16 protein-coding genes and 1 riboswitch are annotated in these 16,205 nt (G+C 70.8%); of the genes, 11 read left to right on the top strand and 5 right to left on the bottom strand.

The genetic code is table 11. The features are described from left to right. Positions 1–40 precede the first annotated feature (40 nt). Positions 41–676 (bottom strand): precorrin-8X methylmutase, encoded by a 636-nt coding sequence (locus tag KCH87_RS35625; protein ID WP_210591955.1) that lies wholly within the window; start codon positions 674–676, stop codon positions 41–43. 97 nt (positions 677–773) lie between these two features. Here KCH87_RS35625 and KCH87_RS35630 point away from each other — a divergent pair, with 97 nt between their 5' ends. Continuing rightward, a complete protein-coding gene (locus KCH87_RS35630; RefSeq protein WP_210591956.1) occupies positions 774–1,415 on the top strand; it encodes a superoxide dismutase in 642 nt (213 codons plus the stop codon). A gap of 60 nt (positions 1,416–1,475) precedes the next feature. Here the strand turns inward: KCH87_RS35630 and KCH87_RS35635 are convergent, their stop codons facing one another. Then, positions 1,476–2,681: an MFS transporter gene (locus KCH87_RS35635; RefSeq protein WP_210591957.1), complete on the bottom strand. Its 1,206-nt coding sequence runs from the start codon at positions 2,679–2,681 to the stop codon at positions 1,476–1,478. Positions 2,682–2,790: 109 nt separating this feature from the next. Between KCH87_RS35635 and KCH87_RS35640 the strand changes: the two genes are divergently transcribed. After that, on the top strand, positions 2,791–4,032 hold the full coding sequence (locus tag KCH87_RS35640) for an ROK family transcriptional regulator (RefSeq protein ID WP_210591958.1): 1,242 nt from the start codon (positions 2,791–2,793) through the stop codon (positions 4,030–4,032). 182 nt (positions 4,033–4,214) lie between these two features. On the opposite strand, the gene KCH87_RS35645 is transcribed toward KCH87_RS35640, so the two are convergent. Further along, on the bottom strand, positions 4,215–4,970 hold the full coding sequence (locus tag KCH87_RS35645) for an SDR family oxidoreductase (RefSeq protein ID WP_210591959.1): 756 nt from the start codon (positions 4,968–4,970) through the stop codon (positions 4,215–4,217). A gap of 219 nt (positions 4,971–5,189) precedes the next feature. Next, the gene (locus KCH87_RS35650) at positions 5,190–6,077 is read right to left on the bottom strand and encodes an RNA polymerase sigma-70 factor (protein WP_210591961.1); all 888 of its coding nucleotides are present in this window, start codon (positions 6,075–6,077) and stop codon (positions 5,190–5,192) included. 299 nt (positions 6,078–6,376) lie between these two features. After that, positions 6,377–6,507: riboswitch (FMN riboswitch) on the top strand. Between the two features lie 146 nt (positions 6,508–6,653). On the opposite strand from KCH87_RS35650, the gene KCH87_RS35655 reads away from it, so the two are divergent. From KCH87_RS35655 to KCH87_RS35695, 9 genes are all read left to right on the top strand, one after another. Beyond that, positions 6,654–7,259 (top strand): riboflavin synthase, encoded by a 606-nt coding sequence (locus KCH87_RS35655; protein WP_210591963.1) that lies wholly within the window; start codon positions 6,654–6,656, stop codon positions 7,257–7,259. Continuing rightward, positions 7,256–7,906: a nicotinamide mononucleotide transporter family protein gene (locus tag KCH87_RS35660; protein WP_210591965.1), complete on the top strand. Its 651-nt coding sequence runs from the start codon at positions 7,256–7,258 to the stop codon at positions 7,904–7,906. Before KCH87_RS35655 ends, KCH87_RS35660 begins: the two co-directional genes overlap by 4 nt. Continuing rightward, positions 7,903–9,192, top strand: a complete 1,290-nt coding sequence (locus KCH87_RS35665) for a bifunctional 3,4-dihydroxy-2-butanone-4-phosphate synthase/GTP cyclohydrolase II (protein WP_210591967.1) — start codon at positions 7,903–7,905, stop codon at positions 9,190–9,192. Before KCH87_RS35660 ends, KCH87_RS35665 begins: the two co-directional genes overlap by 4 nt. A 26-nt stretch (positions 9,193–9,218) precedes the next feature. Further along, positions 9,219–9,704 (top strand): 6,7-dimethyl-8-ribityllumazine synthase, encoded by a 486-nt coding sequence (gene ribH, locus KCH87_RS35670; RefSeq protein WP_210591969.1) that lies wholly within the window; start codon positions 9,219–9,221, stop codon positions 9,702–9,704. Positions 9,705–9,738: 34 nt separating this feature from the next. Further along, the gene (locus KCH87_RS35675) at positions 9,739–10,011 is read left to right on the top strand and encodes a phosphoribosyl-ATP diphosphatase (RefSeq protein ID WP_210591971.1); all 273 of its coding nucleotides are present in this window, start codon (positions 9,739–9,741) and stop codon (positions 10,009–10,011) included. A 51-nt stretch (positions 10,012–10,062) separates the two neighbouring features. Beyond that, entirely contained in the window at positions 10,063–10,920 is an 858-nt protein-coding gene (gene hisG / locus KCH87_RS35680; protein ID WP_210591973.1) for an ATP phosphoribosyltransferase, read from the top strand. Positions 10,921–10,935: 15 nt separating this feature from the next. Beyond that, positions 10,936–11,391, top strand: a complete 456-nt coding sequence (locus KCH87_RS35685) for a PH domain-containing protein (RefSeq protein WP_210591975.1) — start codon at positions 10,936–10,938, stop codon at positions 11,389–11,391. 204 nt (positions 11,392–11,595) lie between these two features. Further along, entirely contained in the window at positions 11,596–12,924 is a 1,329-nt protein-coding gene (locus tag KCH87_RS35690) for a hemolysin family protein (protein WP_210591977.1), read from the top strand. Then, positions 12,921–14,006 carry a hemolysin family protein gene (locus KCH87_RS35695; protein ID WP_210591979.1) on the top strand — a complete coding sequence of 362 codons (1,086 nt, stop codon included), beginning with the start codon at positions 12,921–12,923 and terminating at the stop codon, positions 14,004–14,006. The genes KCH87_RS35690 and KCH87_RS35695 overlap by 4 nt, the downstream gene beginning before the upstream one ends. Positions 14,007–14,030: 24 nt before the next feature. On the opposite strand, the gene KCH87_RS35700 is transcribed toward KCH87_RS35695, so the two are convergent. Continuing rightward, positions 14,031–15,893 carry an AAA family ATPase gene (locus tag KCH87_RS35700; RefSeq protein WP_210591981.1) on the bottom strand — a complete coding sequence of 621 codons (1,863 nt, stop codon included), beginning with the start codon at positions 15,891–15,893 and terminating at the stop codon, positions 14,031–14,033. Positions 15,894–16,205 lie beyond the last annotated feature (312 nt).

The raw sequence follows: 16,205 nt of genomic DNA on the forward strand, positions 1-16,205 counted from the left end.
TCCGCGTCCACGTCCGCCGGTCAGCGGGTGCGTTCACCGCTCACTCTTCCTCGCTCGCGATCGCGTTGACCGCCGCGGCGGCGATGGCGCTGCCGCCCCTGCGGCCCCGTACCACCAGGTGCTCCAGACCGGAGGGGTGCGCGGCCAGGGCGTCCTTGGACTCGGCGGCGCCGACGAAGCCGACCGGGACGCCGATGACGGCGGCGGGCCGGGGGGCGCCCTGCTCGATCATCTCCAGGAGGCGGAAGAGGGCGGTGGGCGCGTTGCCGACGGCGACCACCGCGCCCTCCAGCCGGTCGCGCCACAGCTCCAGCGCGGCGGCGCTGCGCGTGGTGCCCAGCTTCGCCGCCAGCTCCGGGACGGCCGGGTCGGAGAGCGTGCAGAACACGTCGTTGCCGGCGGGCAGCCGCCTGCGGGTCACGCCGCTGGCCACCATCTGGACGTCGCAGAAGACGGGCGCGCCGGCGCGCAGGGCCTCGCGGGCGCGGGCGACCACGGAAGGCGTGTAGGCCAGGTCCCGCACCAGGTCGACCATTCCGCAGGCGTGGATCATCCGGACGGCGACCTGGCTGACGTCGGCGGGCAGGCCCGCGAGGTCCGCCTCCGCGCGGATGGTGGCGAAGGACTGGCGGTAGATGGCCGCGCCGTCCTTCTCGTAGGCGTACGCAGTGGACATGGCGGCGAGCTTACCTACCGCCTGATCCACAACCCACCCCTCCTGCTGATAGCGTGCAGTTGCATATGATTGGCAATAACGTCGGAGGATGTTGGACATGGCGGTTTACACGCTCCCGGAGCTTCCGTACGACTACGCGGCGCTCGAACCGGTCATCAACCCGCAGATTGTCGAGCTGCACCACGACAAGCACCATGCCGCGTACGTGAAGGGGGCCAACGACACGCTGGAGCAGCTCGCGGAGGCGCGGGACAAGGAGACGTGGGGCTCGATCAACGGCCTGGAGAAGAACCTGGCCTTCCATCTCTCCGGGCACATCCTGCACTCCATTTACTGGCACAACATGACCGGTGACGGCGGCGGCGAGCCCCTCGCCGCGGACGGCGTGGGTGACCTCGCGGACGCGATCGCCGAGTCCTTCGGATCCTTCGCCGGTTTCAAGGCGCAGCTGACCAAGGCCGCCGCCACCACACAGGGTTCCGGCTGGGGCGTCCTCGCCTTTGAGCCGCTCAGCGGCCGGCTGATCGTCGAGCAGGTCTACGACCACCAGGGCAACGTCGGTCAGGGCTCGACCCCGATCCTGGTCTTCGACGCCTGGGAGCACGCCTTCTACCTTCAGTACAAGAACCAGAAGGTCGACTTCATCGACGCCATGTGGGCGGTCGTCAACTGGCAGGACGTGGCCCGGCGTTACGCCTCGGCCGAGGAGCGCGGCGACAGCCTGCTGCTCGCGCCCTGAGGGCTCGGCTCCGGTTCCCGCGAGTGTGCAGGTCACCCGCGGGAGCCCTGCTGCGGAGGATCACCTACGAGGAGCCACGGCGTCCGGAGCACTCACCTTCGGCCGGTCCCGGTCGCCGGCCCGCAGCACGCCCGCGAACGCGACAAGTCCGCAGGACAGCACGGTCACCAGGCCGAACGACACCACCAGGCTGGTTGCCTGGGCGAGCGTGCCGATGGCGCTCGGTGCGACCAGGCCCGAGGTGTAGGTGATGGTCGCGACGCCCGCGATGGCCAGGCTGGGGTTCGTCCCGCTGCGGCCCGCCGCCGCGAAGCACAGCGGCACGACCACCGCGATACCGAAGCCCATCAGCGCGAATCCCGTCATCGCCACCGCCGGATGACCCGAGACGACGATCAGCAGCCCGCCGAGCACGGCGAGGACGCCGCCCGAGCGCACCGTGCGCACGGAGCCGAACCGGTCCACCACCTTGTCCCCGGCGATCCGGGCGATCGCCATGGTGAGCGTGAAGCCCGTCGTACAGGCCGCCGCCAGACCGGCCGAAGCCTCCAACTGGTCGCGCAGATAGACCGCCGACCAGTCCAGGCTCGCGCCCTCCGCGAACACCGCGCAGAACCCGACCGCGCCGATCAGCAGCGCCGACCGTGGCGGCAGCGCGAAGCGGGGCGGCGGCTCCTCGTCCTCGGCCGGCTGGAGGTCGAGCACCCACCTGCACGCGGCCACACCCAGCACGGTCAGGACGGCCGCCGCCAGTACGTGATGCACCCGGGCGTCCGCGCCGAGATGCGCGGCGAGCGTGCCGCCCGCCGAGCCGATCAGGGCGCCCGCGCTCCACATGCCGTGCAGCCCGGACATGATCGACCGGCCAAGGCGGTTCTCCACCTCGACGCCGAGCGCGTTCATCGCCACGTCCGCCATACCCGCCGTGGCGCCGTACGTGAACAGGGCCAGGCAGAGCGTCGGCAGGTTCGGGGCGAAGGAGGGCAGGACCAGTGAGAGCGTCCACAGCGCGATCAGGCCGCGCAGGGCGTTCCGGGCGCCGAAGCGGTGGCTGATCCGGCCCGCGAGCGGCATCGCGACGGAGGCGCCGAGCGCCGGGAAGGCGAGGGCGAGCCCCAACTGGCCCGCGCTCACCCCGGCATGATCCTGGATCCAGGGCACCCGGGTCGCGAACGAGCCGGTGACGGCGCCGTGCACGGCGAAGACGGCGGCCACGGCATAGCGGGCCCGCCTCACCTCGCGTAGGTCGTACACCACTGCACTCATTCTCCGGCCCCTCCCTGGCTCACGGTCGCCGCTGGCGCCGCGTAAACTATCAGGAACCCTGCCTGATAGATAGCGGATTACCGGTCGCCCGATCTGGAAGGATCCCGGCATGCCCGCATCCCCGAGTACCGCCCGAGCCATCAACGACCGGCTCGCCCTGCGTCTGCTCCAGCGGGAGGGCCCGTTGACGGCAGGGCAGTTGAAGGAGCTGACCGGACTGTCCCGGCCGACCGTCGCCGACCTCGTCGAACGCCTCGCCGCCTCGGGTCTGATCGAGGTCGTGGGGGAGTCGGGCGCGCAGCGGCGCGGGCCGAACGCGAAGCTGTACGGGATCGTGGCCGGCCGGGCCCGGCTGGCCGCGCTCGACGTGCGCACCGAGGGCGTCTCCGTCGTCGTGTCCGACCTGCTCGGGAAGGTGCTCGCCGAGGCCTCCGTGCCGATCGGCGACGACACGGGCACGGGACCGGCGGTGGAGCAGGCGGTGACGCTGGTCGAGCGTGTGGCGAAGGAGGCCACGGTGCTGGCGGCGCCTCCGCGTGAGCCCGTTCCGGATTGGGGGAGGCTGCACACCGTGGGCATCGGCGTGCCCGGCCTGATCGACCCGGCCGGCGGTGAACTCCGGGACTCCTCGGGCCTGCCCGAGTGGCATCGCCGACTGGTGGCCGCCCTTCAGGAACGGTTTCCGGACGCCCGCGTGAGCGTGGAGAACGAGACCAACCTCGCGGCTCTGGCGGAGATGCGCGACGGCGCCGCCCGGGACCGTGACACCTTCGTACTGCTCTGGCTCGGCATGGGCATCGGCGCCGCCGTCGTCCTCGACGGACGGCTCCGCCGCGGGGCCTCCGGCGGCACGGGCGAGATCGGCTTCCTGCCGGTTCCGGGTACCACGGGTCTGCCGTCGGCGACCGACTGTGAGGGCGGCTTCCACTCGCTGGCCGCGGCGGGGGCGGTGGCGGCGCTCGCCGCGGAACACGGGCTGACGGCATCCGCGGGCGCGGGGTCGGAGTATGCCGCGGAGGTCGTTCGGGAGGCGGTGCGGCTGACGGCCGTGGGAGGTGCGCCCGGTGCGCCCGCCGGCCGTTTCCTGGACGCCCTCGCCGACCGCGTGGTCCTCGGCGCCGCCGCCGTCGCCTCCGTGCTGGACCCCGGCTGCCTGGTGCTGGCGGGCGAGGTGGGCCGGGCGGGCGGCGAGGTACTGGCCGAACGGGTCCAGACCCGCCTTGCCCGGATGTCGCCGCTGCCCACGGAGGTACGCGCCACCAGCCTGGGCGGCGGCGCCGTCCTGCGCGGCGCGCTGCTGACCGCCCGCGACCGCGCTCAGGAGGAACTGTTCGCCCCGGCGGAACGCTGAGCGCTCCGCGGGCTGTGTCGATATGCGGCTCCGCCGCGGGGGCCGCAATGGGTCGTCGGTCGGCTGCGGGTCCGTGGTGGCTGGTCGCGCCCACGCGGCAGAGCCGCACATCGATACAGCCCCGCGCCCCTTTGGGGCGTTGGCGAACCGGAGCTGACTTCGCCGCCAGGGTCGGACGCCCCTCACGCCCGTCGCCCCTCCCCGAACCGTGCCGTCAAGTACTCTTCGAACGACCCCTTCCCCACGGCCAGTTCCGGCGTGAGGTGACCGCCCGCGCGGAACGCCCGGTACGCGCTGCCCGCGAGCGGCACGTTCAGGATTCGCCGCTTCCGCCCGGTCGCCGCCAGATACGTGCGGGCCAGCGATTCGAAGGACCGCACCTGAGGTCCGCCCATGTCCTCGACGCGGCCGGCCGGAGGGCCCGCGGCCAGTTCGGCGAGGCGGTTCGCGACCTCGGCCACCTCGATCGGTTGGTCCGGGACACCGGCCGGCAGCAGCATCACGGGCGGTTTGGCCAGCGCCCCGAACACCTGCACGAGCAGATCGTGGAACTGGGTCGCACGCAGTACCGTCCAGCCCAGCCCGGAATCCTCGATGAGCCTCTCCACGGCGAGCTTGGACCTGTAGTAGCCGAACGGCACCCGGTCCACGCCGACGATCGAGATGTAGACCAGATGCCCCACACCCGCCCGCCGCGCGGCCGCGATGAGATGAGCCGCCGCCTGCTCGTCACCACCGCGCGGGCTGGTGGCGCAGTGCACGATCGCCTCCACGCCGGAAACGGCCGTGTCCAGTCCGCTGCCGCCCTCGCGCAGATCGACGGCGTACGGCTGACTGTGCCTGCTCAGCACCCGCACCTCGTGCCCGTCCGCCCGCAGCCGCTCGGCGACGATCCGGCCGAGTGTTCCGGTCCCGCCGGTCACCAGGATCGTGGTCATGCTGCTTCCGTCCCTTCGGCACCGAGCACTCCCGGCCGGAGCGCCCTACCTCAGCCAGGACCGAGTAGCCCCCGGAAGCGTGACAGCCCAAGCGGTTCCGGCGAAGTCCTATGCAGCTCCGCCGCGATGGGGGTCCCCCCGCTCGAGCGGAGCCGAGAGTGGGGGAGTGACCAGCCACGACGGACCCGCAGTCGACGCACCGGACTTCCAGCGGAGCGCTTACGCGGCGCCGAGCTGACGTCGTACGAACTCCAGCTTCTCGGGGTTCACCACGGCCCGCACCCGCACGATCAACCCGTCCCGCGCCTCCAGCGCGAACACGCTGACCAGCGCGTCGCCGTCCCACGCGGCCAGCGCGCCCGAGCCGTTGATCTCGGCCTCGGTGAAGTGCAGCCCTGCGGCGAACCCCCGCAGGGCGCCCGCCAGGAACCGCAGCACCTTCTCGTGCCCCTCGATCGGCCGCCGGGCCGCGGTGACCTTGCCGCCACCGTCGCTCCACCAGGTCACATCGGCGGCGAGCAGCTTCTCCAGGCTGCTCAGATCGCCTTCGCGGGCCGCCGTGATGAACGACGCGACAAGCTCCTCCTGCCGCTCGGGCGCGGGCTCGAACCGGGACCGCTCCTCACCGACCCGCTGCACCGCACGCCGGTACAGCTGACGGCAGTTGGCCTCGGTCAGCTCCAGCACCTCGGCGATCTCCCGGTGCCCGTACGCGAACGCCTCCCGCAGCACGTACACCGCACGCTCGGTCGGTGTCAGCCGCTCCAGAAGCACCAGCAGCGCCAGCGACACGGCCTCGCGCTGCTCGGCCGACTCCATCGGGCCGAGCGTGCCGTCCGAGGTGAGCACGGGCTCCGGCAGCCAGGGCCCGACGTACTGCTCGCGCCGGGCCCGGGCGGACGTCAGCCGGGAGAGACAGAGGTTGGTGACGACCTTGGCGAGCCAGGCGCCGGGGTACTCGATCGTCGTGCGGTCGGCCCCGCTGAACCGCAGATACGCGTCCTGGACCGTGTCCTCGGCCTCGTCCGCGGAGCCCAGCATGCGGTAGGCCAGTCCGAACAGGCGCGGGCGATGGGCCTCGAACTCGTCGGCGGGCGCGAAGGTCATGCCTTCACCCTGCCAGACCTGCGGGGACCCGGGAGTTGGGAGGGCCCGGCGGCGGGCAAGGGCCGTCGTCACCGCCGCCGGGCCGGTCTGCTCGGGATGAGACCTTGGTAGACGACGATAGAAAGGACTAGACCATTGCGTCAATAGGTGTGGACCAATCTCAAGGCCGCTCTCCTGTGCCCGAGTTGGAGCCGCCGCGGCCTGCCCGGGAAGTCCACAGGTGCCGCCTGTGAGCCACTGCACATGCTTCACCCGTATGGACTTCGGCCAGGCGTGGCACACTGGCCGTGTACCAGAAGCAGCGCACTCCGGGGTCGGTGAAAGTCCGAACCGGCGGTTACAGTCCGCGACCCGGTCGCCTCCAGCGACCGGTTGACCAGGTGAAATTCCTGGACCGACGGTTAAAGTCCGGATGGGAGGCAGTGCGCGGCGGGCGGGCATTCGTGCGCGCCGCCGATCATGCTCGTCCTTTCGGGGACGGGTCCGTCCGGCGTCGCCCCAGTGCCGTAGTCCGTACATTCTGTCGTCATCGACAGCCCCGGAGTCCGTGCCCCAAGTGGCAGGAGGACCCGGGAAGTGTTCACCGGAATCGTCGAAGAGCTGGGCGAGATCACCGCTGTCGAGAACCTCGGCGACGCGTCCCGCTTCCGGCTGCGTGGCCCCATCGTCACCGAGGGCGCGAAGCACGGCGACTCCATCGCCGTGAACGGCGTGTGTCTCACCGTCGTCGACCACGAGGGCGACGAGTTCACCGCCGACGTCATGGCGGAGACCCTGAACCGCTCCAGCCTGGGTGTCCTCGCCGTGGGCTCCCGCGTCAACCTCGAACGCCCCACCGCCGTCGGCGCCCGCCTCGGCGGCCACATCGTGCAGGGCCATGTCGACGGCACCGGGGAGGTCCTGGAGCGCAAGCCGTCCGACAACTGGGAGATCGTGAAGATCTCCCTCCCCGCGGACCTCACGCGCTATGTCGTGGAGAAGGGCTCCATCACCGTCGACGGCATCAGCCTCACCGTCGTCGACGCCGGCCCCGACTACTTCTCCGTCAGCCTGATCCCCACCACCCTCGCCCTGACCACGCTCGGCCTCAAGCAGCCCGGCGACCCGGTCAACCTCGAGGTCGACGTCATCGCCAAGTACGTCGAGCGGCTGCTCACGGCGGGCCGGGGGGCAGCACAGTGAACGGGCTGAACTCCGAGGCCTTCGTCCTGTTCGACCAGCACATCCTCTGGTCGGACATGATCGGCAACGTCCTCGGCCTGATCGCCCTCGCGCTCGGCTGGCGGCGCTCCCTGTGGACCTGGCCGGTGCAGTTCCTCTCCGGTCTCATCCTCTTCGGGGCCTTCTTCGGCCACCTGACCGGCAGCGCCGGCAAACAGACCGTCGTCATGGCCGTCGCCCTGTACGGCTGGTGGCAGTGGAACCGCATGAAGGGCCGAGCCGAAGACGGTGGCGACGGCCAGATCGCCCCGCGGTTCGCCACCTGGCGAGAGCGCGGCGCGATGGTCGCCGCGGCCGCCGTCGGCACGGTCGCGGTGGCCCTGCTCTTCAAGGCGTACCCGACCCTGTCCTGGGACCCTTGGCCGGACGCCTACATCTTCGTCGGCACCATCGTCGCGATGTACGCCCAGGCCCGCGGCATGGTCGAGTTCTGGTTCGCCTGGCTGCTCGTCGACCTGGTCGGCGTGCCGCTCAACTTCGCCAATGGCTACGCCTTCTCCGGCTTCGTCTACGTCATCTACGGCGCACTCGTCCTGTGGGGCATGCGCGACTGGTGGCTGCGCTCCCGCAACGGCGCGCGGCCCATCCTGGAAGGAGCGCCGGTATGAGTGCGGCACCCGTCCTGTACAGCACGGACAACATCGAGGACTGGTCGCTCGACCCGATCGAGCAGGCCATCTCCGACATCGCCGCCGGCCGCCCGGTCGTGGTCGTCGACGACGAGGACCGGGAGAACGAGGGCGACCTCGTCATCGCCGCCGAGATGGCGACCCCCGAAATCGTCGCCTTCATGATGAGCGAGTGCCGTGGCCTGATCTGCGCCCCCATGGAGGGCGGTGAGCTGGACCGGCTGAGGCTGCCGCAGATGGTCGAGGACAACACCGAGTCCATGAAGACCGCGTTCACCGTCTCCGTGGACGCCTCCGCCGCGCACGGCGTGAGCACCGGTATCTCCGCCTCCGACCGCGCGACCACGCTCCGGCTCCTCGCGAGCGGAGACGCCGAGGACGGCGACTTCGTCCGCCCCGGCCACATCTTCCCGCTGCGCGCCAGGCCCGGCGGCGTACTGGTCCGCAACGGCCACACCGAGGCCGCCGTCGACCTCGCCCGCCTCGCGGGTCTGCGCCCGGCCGGCGCCATCGTCGAGATCGCGGGAGAGGACGGCCGTATGCTCCGCCTCCCCGAACTGATCCCGTTCGCCCGCAAGCACGGCCTGACGATCATCTCCATCGAGGACCTGATCGCCTACCGCCGGACCTCGGAGCCCACCGTCCGCCGTGAGGCGGAGACCCAGCTCCCCACCGCCTTCGGCGACTTCACGGCGTACGGCTACCGCTCCACCGTCGACGGCGTCGAGCACGTCGCCCTCGTGCACGGCGAGATCGGCGACGGCGAGGACGTCCTCGTCCGTGTCCACTCCGAATGCCTCACCGGCGACATCTTCCACTCCCTGCGCTGCGACTGCGGCCCCCAGTTGAGTGCCTCCCTGGAGCGCATCCAGGCCGAGGGCAGGGGAGTGGTGGTCTATCTGCGCGGCCACGAGGGCCGCGGCATCGGTCTGCTGTCCAAACTGAGGGCGTACGAGCTCCAGGAGCGCGGCCGCGACACCCTCGACGCCAACCTGGAACTCGGTCTGCCGGCCGACGCCCGGGACTACGGCGCCGGCGCACAGATCCTGGAGGACCTCGGCGTCCGCAGTGTGCGGCTGATGACCAACAACCCCGACAAGACCGACGCGCTCGTCCGCCACGGCCTCAAGGTCAACGGCCGTGAGCCGATGCCCGTACAGGCGGGCGAGCACAACCTCCGCTACCTGCGCACCAAGCGGGACCGGATGGGGCACGACCTGCCCTGGCTGGACACGACCACCGTGTCCGCCTGCGGCAACCAGTAGAAGAGCCACGAGGAGAGACGAGAGACGTGAGCGGCAAGGGTGCACCGGAACTGTCCGTACGCAATGTGGGCGACCTGCGGGTCGCCGTCATCGCGGCACAGTGGCACGACAAGGTGATGGACGGCCTGGTGGACGGCGCCCTGCGCGCCCTGCACGACCTCGGCATCGACGAGCCGACCCTCCTCAGGGTCCCCGGCAGCTGGGAACTCCCGGTCGTCGCCAAGGTCCTCGCGGGCCGGGGCTACGACGCGGTCGTCGCCCTCGGCGTCGTCATCCGCGGCGGCACCCCCCATTTCGAGTACGTGTGCCAGGGCGTCACCCAGGGTCTCACCCAGGTCTCCGTCGAGACCGGCGTCCCCATCGGCTTCGGCGTGCTGACCTGCGACACCGAGGAGCAGGCCCTCGACCGGGCCGGGCTGCCCGGCTCGAACGAGGACAAGGGACACGAGGCGGTGACAGCGGCGGTGGCGACGGCGGCCACCCTCCGCTCAGTATCCGAACCGTGGCGCTAGGCGGGTCGGCACACCGCGTAAAGTGGGCGCCACCATGTCCAATAAGACGTTCGAGGAGCTCTTCACCGAGCTCCAGCACAAGGCCGCAAACGGCGACCCCGCCACGTCCCGCACCGCGGAACTGGTCGAGAAGGGCGTCCATGCCATCGGCAAGAAGGTCGTCGAGGAGGCCGCCGAAGTCTGGATGGCCGCCGAGTACGAGGGCAAGGAGGCAGCCGCCGAGGAGATCTCGCAGCTGCTCTACCACGTTCAGGTGATGATGGTCGCCCGCGGCATCTCCCTGGACGACGTCTACGCCCACCTCTGAGCCGTAAACCGCACACCCGCACCGTACGCACGAACAAAGGAAGCCGACCTCATGCTGCGCATCGCCGTCCCCAACAAGGGTTCCCTGTCCGGCCCTGCGGCGGAGATGCTGCATGAGGCCGGCTACCAGCAGCGCCGCGAGTCCAAGGAACTGCGGATCGTCGACCCGCACAACGAGGTCGAGTTCTTCTACCTCCGCCCCCGCGACATCGCGATCTACGTCTCCTCCGGCCGCCTCGACATCGGCGTCACCGGCCGCGATCTGCTCATCGACTCCGGCGCCAGGGCCGAGGAGATCCTCCCGCTCGGCTTCGCCCGCTCCACCTTCCGCTACGCCACCAAGCCCGGCACGGCGAAGGGCGTCGAGGACCTCGACGGCATGACGGTCGCCACCTCGTACGAGGGCATCGTCGCCAAGCACCTCGCCGACCACGGCATCGACGCCTCCGTGGTCCACCTCGACGGCGCCGTCGAGACCGCCATCGAACTCGGTGTCGCCGAGGTCATCGCGGACGTCGTCGAGACCGGCACCTCACTGCGCAACGCGGGCCTTGAGGTCTTCGGCGAGCCGATCATGACGTCCGAGGCCGTCGTGATCCGCCGTACCGGCGCGGAGCCCGATGACAGCGCCGAGCCAAAGGTGCAGCAGTTCCTGCGCCGCCTCCAGGGTGTCCTGGTCGCCCGGACTTACGTGATGATGGACTACGACTGCCGTGTCGAGCAGTTGGAGAAGGCCGTAGCGCTCACGCCCGGTCTGGAGTCCCCGACGGTCTCGCCGCTGCACAACGAGGGCTGGGTCGCCGTCCGCGCGATGGTCCCGGCCAAGGAGGCCCAGCGGATCATGGACGACCTGTACGACATCGGTGCCCGGGCCATTCTGACCACCGCCATCCACGCCTGCCGCCTCTGAGGGGCAGTGGAGAACATGTCCGACCTGCCTGCCCTCCCCGTCACGTTCCGGCCGGGCCACACCCGGGCCGTCCTGCTCACCGCCGGTGCCGCGATCTTCGTGGTCATCACGACCGTCGCGATGCTGCTGGAGCAGCTCAGCCCGGGCGAGCGCCTCAGCTTCGTCCTCACGGGGGCGTTGCTCTTCGGAGTGCTGCTCATGCTCTCCCGGCCGAAGGTGCTCGCCGACGAGTCGGGCGTCACCGTGGTGAACATCGCCAGCAGCCGCCATCTGGAGTGGGCCGAGATTCTTCAGGTGAACCTGCGTCCGGGCGACCCCTGGGTGTTCCTCAACCTCAGCGACGGCACCAGCCTGCCCGCGCTCGGCATCCAGCCGGGCATCGCCAAGCAGCGCGCCATCGCCGACGCCAGGACCCTGCGGGCGCTCGCCGAAGCGCGTTCCACAGCGCGTCCCGAGGAACATCACGGCTGACTCGGGGGCGTCCACCCTGCCGCACATGCCCCTGTCTTGATTAATCTGTTGGCGGAGGCTTTTTTCGCTGCGCCTCCGCCCCTGCGCGCCACCCGGTGCCCAGGGGTTCCTGCTACGCGAGGAGTGACCCTCTCCGGCGATGGACGGATCGTCCTGTAGTACTTGCGCCGCCCCCGGTCGACATAGCGTCGAGGCGGCGGCATCATGACCACCCCTCTGCTGCTCCTCGGAGCCGCATTCCTGTTGATTCTCGCCAACGGCTTCTTCGTGGCGGCCGAGTTCGGCCTGGTGACGGTCGAGCGCCCGGACGCCGAGAAGGCCGCGGCCGAAGGCGACCGACGGGCCCGTACGGTCGTCGAGTCGCTGAAGGAGCTGTCCTTCCAGCTCTCCGGCACCCAACTCGGCATCACCATCACCTCCCTCGTCGTCGGCATGCTCGCCGAACCGGCGCTCGCCCAGTTGCTGGACGGCCCGTTCACGGCGATCGGCATCCCCGACGGCGCGGTGCCCGGCGTCGCCGTGGTCGTCGGCATGCTGTTGGCCTCGGCCGTGCAGATGGTGATCGGCGAACTCGTGCCCAAGAACTGGGCGGTCTCCCGCCCGCTCCAGGTCGCGCGCTTCGTCGCCGGCCCGCAGCACGCCTTCGCCCGTCTGTTCCGCCCGGTGATCGCCGGCCTGAACGCGGTCGCCAACCGGCTCGTCCGCACCCTGGGCATCGAGCCCGCCGAGGAGCTGGCCTCCGCCCGCACCCCCGGCGAACTCGTCTCTCTCGCCCGGCACTCCGCCCGCGCCGGCACCCTGGAACAGGACACGGCGGACCTGTTCGTACGGACCCTGTCGCTCGGCGAGCTGACCGCACAGCACGTCATGACCCCGCGCGTGAAGGTCAGCGCGCTCCAGTCGTCGGCGACCGCCGAGGACGTGGTCAATCTCACCCGCGCCACCGGTCTGTCCCGCTTCCCGGTCTACCGGGAGCGGATCGACGAGATCGTCGGCATGATCCACCTCAAGGACGCCCTGGCGGTCCCCGTCCACGAACGGCTGCGCACCCCCGTCACCCGGATCGCGCAGACCCCCCTGCTGGTCCCCGAGACCCTGCCCGTGCAGCCGCTGCTGGCGCGCCTGCGCAGCGAGCAGCCCATCGCCGTCGTCGTCGACGAGTACGGCGGCACGGCGGGCGTCGTCACGCTGGAGGACATCGTCGAGGAGATCGTCGGCGAGGTCCGCGACGAGCACGACGGTCAGGACGTGCCCGAATTCGCCCCCGCCCCGCCGGAGGACGGCAGGCCCGCGTGGGACGTCGACGGCAGTTGCCGCGTCGACATCCTTCAGCGCATAGGCCTCGACGTGCCCGAGGGGCCCTACGAGACGGTCGCCGGCCTGGTCGCCGATCTGCTCGGCCGGATCCCGGCCGTCGGCGACAAGGCCGAACTGCCGGGCTGGCGGCTCGCCGTGCGCCAGGTCGGCCACTACCGCGCGGAGCGGGTACGGCTGGTCAGAACGGCACTGGTTGCCGTGGAGGCCGTCCGATGAGCGTGCTCCAACTTCTGTTCGCCGGGCTGCTGGTGCTCACCAACGGCTTCTTCGTCGGCGCCGAGTTCGCCCTTGTCTCCGTACGCCGCAGCCAGATCGAACCGCTCGGTACCGCCAGGGCACGGCAGGTGCTGTACGGCCTGGAGCGGCTGCCGCAGATGATGGCCGCGGCCCAGTTCGGCATCACCGTCTGCTCGCTGACACTGGGCGCGGTCGCCGAGCCGACGGTCGCAAGCATCCTGGAACCGTTCTTCGAATGGATCCACCTCCCGCACGCGATGATCCATCCGCTGGGCTACGTCATCGCCCTGGCCACCGTGGTCTTCTTCCACCTCGTCATCGGCGAGATGCTCCCGAAGAACCTCGCGATGGCCGCCCCGGAGAAGGTCGCGCTGTGGCTCAGCCCCGGACTGGTGGCCTTCGCCCGGCTCTGCAAGCCGATCACCGTGGCCCTCGGCGCCTGTGCCCAGGGCATCCTGCGGCTCTTCCGTGTCGAGCCCAAGGACGAGGTCGAGGCGGTCTTCACCAGCGAGCAGCTCAACCGGCTGGTGGAGGACTCCGGCCAGGCCGGCCTGCTCGACCCCGAGGAGCAGGAGCGGTTGGAGGACGCGCTGGAACTGGGCTCCCGGCCGGTCACCGATGTGCTCCTCGGCCGCGAGTCGCTGGTGACCGTCCCTCCCTCGGTCACCCCGGGCCAGATCATCGAGCTCACCGCCCGCACCGGGTACTCGCGCTTTCCGATCGTGGCCGAGAACGGTGCCTTCATGGGGTACCTGCACGTCAAGGACGTACTCGACCTGGAGGAGTCCGAGCGTGCGGTGCCGCAGCAGATCTGGCGGCCGATGACGACCCTGCGGTCGGAGCTGCCGCTGGATGACGCGCTGACGGTGATGCGGCGGGCCGCGACGCACCTTGCGCAGGTGGCCGACGGGGCCGGGAAGGTCCTGGGGCTCGTGGCGCTGGAGGATGTGCTGGAGCTCCTGGTGGGTGAGGTGCGGGACCCTGCGCATCGCGAGGTGACCGCCGTGCCCAAGGTGTCCGAGCCCCGGTCGGGGGCGCCGGAGGAGGTTCTGGCGAGCTGATCGCGAGCGGAGCCGCAGGGTCCCTCACATCGTCGACGGATCCTGCGGCCCCCGCCCCGACAGCACCTCCCCGTACGCCTGCATGAGGTCGGGCAGTCGGAGTGTCGACAAGTCGTCACGGGTCAGCGTCCCGGGATAGGCGGACAACCGCAGATCCCGGTACGCGCAGCTCTTCTCGTACAGCGTCCGCAGGAACCGTCCGTTCCCCAGCTCGTCGATCCACCCCTGGTCGACGACATGCCCCGCGATGGACCGCAGCTCGTCCAGCGCCTCCTCGTCCCACACGTCCCCGTTCTCCGCGGCCAGCACTTCGCCGATGGAGGTGAGTTCGAGGGGGCGGTAGGAGGGGAAGTCGACGCGGGTGGTGAAGCGGGAGGACAGGCCGGGGTTGGCGGCGAGGAGTCGGTCCATGCCCTCGGGGTAGCCGGCCAGGATCACCACGAGGTGGTCGCGGTTGTCCTCGGCCCGCTTCAGCAGCACCTGGAGCGCCTCGTCGCCGTACGCGTCCCCCTTGCCGTATCCCGAGTTGGAGAGCGAGTAGGCCTCGTCGACGAAGAGGACGCCGCCGATCGCGGAGTCGATCAGTTCGTTGGCCTTCACTGCCGTCTGGCCGAGATACTCGCCGACCAGGTCCGCCCGCTGGGCCTCCACGAGGTGGTCGCCGCCGAGCAGGCCGAGGGCGTAGAAGACCCGCCCCAGGATCCGGGCCACCGTCGTCTTCCCCGTGCCCGAGGGCCCGGAGAACACGAAATGCCGCTTGGGCGGCTGGACCGGCAGTCCCTGCCCGGCCCGCAGCCGAGCCATGTTCAACTGCGCCGACAACGCCTTGACTTGGCGCTTCACCGGTTCCAGACCCACCATGCGCTCGAGCTCGGCGAGCGCTTCCTCGAGTAGTGCGGGGTCGGTCGGGCCGGTCGGCAGCGGGGGCGTCGGGACGATCGACTTCTCCCGCACCGACGGATCGATCGCCGACGGCAGCGGGCCCGTCGGCGGCATGTCGGGCCCGGACAGCTTGAGGTCACGGCCCTCGATGCCGAAGAGCGGGTCGATGCCGTCCGGCCCCTCTATGACGTCCTGGCCGCCGGAGAGCGTGATCGCCGCGAGGTCGGTGGAGTCGTCGTACCCGTCGCCCTCGGCGATCGCCGCGAGCCGGGCCGAGGTGTCCATGAAGGCGGGGTCGATGCGGTGCACGGCACGGTAGAGCGGGAGAGCCGCAGCCGACCTGCCCGTTCCCTCGTGCGCCCGCGCCAGCCAGTAGCGCAGTTCCTTGCGCTGCGGTTGTTCGCTGCGGCAGCGCATCAGGGCCGCCGAGAGGAGCGGTTCGGCCTGGCCGTACATCTCGAGCCGGACCCGGGCCATGCCGCCGAACAGGCCCGCCTCGATGCCGAGCAGCGGATCGTCGATCAGCGGGTCGGTGTGCCGGACGAGCTGTTCCCAGTCCTTGACCAGATAGGCACGGCAGGCGTGCAGGAAGCGGACCTGATGGTCGGTGTCCACCGGCGGCAGGCCCGCGAGGGCCCGGTCGAGTTCAGGTACGTGGCGGCCGTCCAGCCAGTGGGAGGCGTGCGCGAGCAGCAGGTCGCGCGGGCTCTCCAGCACGGGCTGCACCCACCAGCCCAGCCAGTACCAGGAGTTGAGGGTGCGGCGGTGCCGTGTGCGCTGTTCGCCGAAGCGGTCCCGGTGGCGGAACATCCTGAGCAGCGCGGTCGTCGTGTCGACGCGCAGCGCGTGCAGCCCGAGCCAGCCGTCGGCCATCCCGGGGTCCATCCGTACCGCGGCCCGGAACTCCTCCTCCGCCTGCGGATACGCGCCCATCGTGTAAGCATCGACGCCTCGCAGCCAGGCGAGGTCGGCCGGGGCCTCGGGGCCCCGCGTGCCGAAGTCCATCACGTCCCCCCACAAACCGTGCCCCCGTTCGGTTCGCCGCCGGGCCCGGTGCCCGTCGGCAGCCTTGGCCGAACCGCCGTACCGCGGACCGGAGTTGCAACGGTGCGCAGAGCAGCCGTCCGAAGGTCGCACCGAGGGCATCGTACCTGCGGTGGTGTCGCCCGCCCCAGGGTGCCGCACAGGGCGTTTGACGAGGTGGGAGCAGATGGGGCGCATTCGGTTCGGTGACCGAGGGTGAGCGAATCATGCCGCGCAGCGCCCGAAATGAGTGAAGAGGACAGAACGAAGCCCCCGATCACGGGGGAACAACCG

This window comes from Streptomyces sp. GESEQ-35 (assembly GCF_017948485.1).
GTDB lineage: Bacteria > Actinomycetota > Actinomycetes > Streptomycetales > Streptomycetaceae > Streptomyces.